This is a genomic window from Acinetobacter minutum, assembly GCF_035916735.1.
Lineage (GTDB): Bacteria > Pseudomonadota > Gammaproteobacteria > Pseudomonadales > Moraxellaceae > Acinetobacter.
This window is the reverse complement of record NZ_JAQIHG010000059.1, coordinates 1-2,593: the sequence shown is the minus strand read 5'-3', so window position 1 is coordinate 2,593 and position 2,593 is coordinate 1. Positions and strand designations below refer to the sequence as shown.

Genomic DNA, 2,593 nt, shown 5'->3' with positions numbered 1-2,593 from the left:
AAAGAAGGCGTTGAAATGGTTATGCCAGGTGACAACGTTGAAATGTCAGTAGAATTGATCCACCCAATCGCAATGGACCCAGGTCTACGTTTTGCGATCCGTGAAGGTGGTCGTACTGTAGGTGCTGGTGTTGTTGCGAAAGTAACTGCATAATCACTTTATAGTGTGAAAAAAGCGCACCGTGAGGTGCGCTTTTTTTATGTCTGCGAGTTTTTGATTTACTGATCTAAAAGCATGCACAGACTCATTCGATTAAACCTGCAAGTAGACTGGTATCTCAAGATGATTAATACGCCTTCGATTCTGAGATAAAAGCTTCTATAATGCACAACTTCCAAAACTGCCTAAAGATAAACGAAGATGATTCGTTTGATGCAACCTTCTGATTTGTCCGCTGTTGTCACCATAGAAAATCAGGTGCAAACCCATCCCTGGACGTTCAAGCAATTCGAAGAATCTCTGCAAAGTTATCAATGTACAGTGATTGAGCAGGATCAGCGTATTATGGGTTTCTGTATTTTGCAACCGGTGCTAGATGAAGCGAATTTACTGTTGATGGCGATTGATCCTAAATTTCAAGGCCAAGGTTTGGGTTATCAATTACTCGATGCTTCTATTGAACAGTTAAACAATCAACCAGTCCAAATTTTTCTGGAAGTGCGTGAAAGTAACCATGCAGCTATCGGATTATATGAAAAAGCGGGTTTTCACCAGATTGATCTGCGCAAAAATTATTATCCGAATCCCGATGGCAGCCGTGAGCATGCCATCATTATGGTAAAAAGCTGTACGGATGACTTTGCCCGGTTATTTAGCTCATAAAGCTTTATTTGATAATCGGGTTGTTCCATTCGGAAGGTAGTGTGGTCATCAGGGATTTGCCGAGGCGTTGTATTTCTTCAGCATTCAACTGGCGATTGAGGCGACGCCATTGACCATCAAGCAGAATTTCCAGTGGAATATATTGGGATTTGTAGTTCATCTTGTTGGAATGCGGTACCCAATAGCCCAGATAGACATATTCCAGTCCCTGTAACTGTGCATATTCGATCTGTTTCAAGATCGCAAAAACGCCGAGCGAGCGGCGGCTTTCATCCGGATCAAAAAAAGTATATACCGCAGATAAACCATCATCCATCAAATCGCAGGTAGAGACACTGATCAGGCGATCCTCTAACCATAATTCCAAAAAAATGCTTTCAGTACAGCTATGTACTAAAAATTTTTCAAACTGATCCTGACTGGCAGGGAACATATCACCATCGGCATGCCGTTCATTGATGTAACGTTCATACAGGGCGTAATGAGTAGCATTGGCTGCCGAGCTTGGAATGATCTTCATCTGCAGATCCTGATTACGCTTCCAGGCTTTTTTTTGTGCACTGGTCATGACGAAGTCTTGTATGGGCACTCGGCAGGACAGGCATTGTCGGCAAAGATGACATTCTGGGCGATAGACAAAATCCCCGCTACGACGAAAACCGATCCGTGACAGTTCGGAAAGGGTCATGACATCAATACGATGGGCAGGATCCAGAAAGACCATCCGTGCTGATTTATTTTCCAAATAGCTGCAGTCATGGGGTGGCGTAATGTAATACTGTAAGTCATTTAATGGGGACTTAGGATGATAAGAGTTCATAATAAAGGTCCCTCTTTATTGTCATTCGGTCAGTTTTGCAGTTTCTGCTATTGTTTTACTTGAAAATACACTGTCTTGATATTTTTTCCAATTGATGGGCGGTTGATTAATTACATCTTGTAACGATTTTAGATACGCTTGACGAGAAAGTGTACATGCTCCCAGACTCAATAAATGGTCATTGACCAGTTGGCAGTCAATCCACGGCAGTTGCTGTTCTTGTCCAATCAACATGAGCGTATAAAAGGCCATTTTGGATACATCGGTGCGTTGACTAAACATCGACTCACCAAAACAACCATGTCCAATGGTTACACCATAGAGTCCACCAACCAACTGATCTTGCTCCCAGACCTCAATACTATAGCCATAACCCGCTGCAAAAAGTGCAGAGTAACCCTCAATGATCTGTTCGCTGATCCAGGTTTCATTGGCATAGTGACGGGGTAAGGCACAACAGCGAATGACCTGTTCAAAGGCCTGGTTGACCGTAATGTGGTAATCCTGCTTTTTCATGGAACGGAGTAAGGATTTACTCGGATGGTAGTGCTGTGGCTCGATAATGCATCTAGGTTCAGGGCTCCACCAGCAAATTGGTTCATCTTCATTGAACCAGGGGAATAAGCCATGGGTATAAGCTTTGTACAGCGTAGAAGGGGAGAGGTCTGCACCAATACAAATTAGTCCCTGGCCTTCGGGATCTGAAGCGATAGGATCAGGAAATAGATACTGTGAAGGTGGCAGCAATTGCATGTCAAAGCTCCATCCATAAAATTCAGGGAAGTATGATGTTAAAGCAAATACTACAAAATCCAAATACAGATAAAAAAAGCCGTCTAGTGACTAATGCCAGTCAGTTAAGAAATTGACTGGTATTTTCTTGGGTATTTCTGTGGTTTTAGCTTCACAACCCTGGGACAATTTCTTTTCCTTCTCTCCGGCAAGATATAC

4 protein-coding genes are annotated in these 2,593 nt (G+C 42.9%); 2 read left to right on the top strand and 2 right to left on the bottom strand.

The window, feature by feature from the left end; all coding sequences use genetic code 11:
- Together PAE54_RS12340 and rimI are read left to right on the top strand one after the other, a co-directional pair.
- On the top strand, positions 1–153 hold a 153-nt coding region (locus PAE54_RS12340; RefSeq protein ID WP_447270508.1), incomplete at its 5' end, for an EF-Tu C-terminal domain-related protein.
- Between the two features lie 207 nt (positions 154–360).
- Entirely contained in the window at positions 361–822 is a 462-nt protein-coding gene (gene rimI / locus PAE54_RS12335) for a ribosomal protein S18-alanine N-acetyltransferase (protein WP_326519651.1), read from the top strand.
- A 4-nt stretch (positions 823–826) separates the two neighbouring features.
- Here rimI and PAE54_RS12330 read toward each other — a convergent pair whose 3' ends face one another.
- Entirely contained in the window at positions 827–1,642 is an 816-nt protein-coding gene (locus PAE54_RS12330; protein WP_326519650.1) for an arginyltransferase, read from the bottom strand.
- A 21-nt stretch (positions 1,643–1,663) separates the two neighbouring features.
- Positions 1,664–2,395, bottom strand: coding sequence for a leucyl/phenylalanyl-tRNA--protein transferase (gene aat / locus PAE54_RS12325; protein ID WP_326519649.1), 732 nt, complete (start codon positions 2,393–2,395; stop codon positions 1,664–1,666).
- Positions 2,396–2,593: the final 198 nt, after the last annotated feature.

Excerpts from the sequence above, each read along its gene's own strand:
- rimI (WP_326519651.1), top strand. The coding sequence starts at position 361 with ATGATTCGTTTGATGCAACCTTCTGATTTGTCCGCTGTTGTCACCATA.
- PAE54_RS12330 (WP_326519650.1), bottom strand. The coding sequence starts at position 1,642 with ATGAACTCTTATCATCCTAAGTCCCCATTAAATGACTTACAGTATTAC.
- aat (WP_326519649.1), bottom strand. The coding sequence starts at position 2,395 with ATGCAATTGCTGCCACCTTCACAGTATCTATTTCCTGATCCTATCGCT.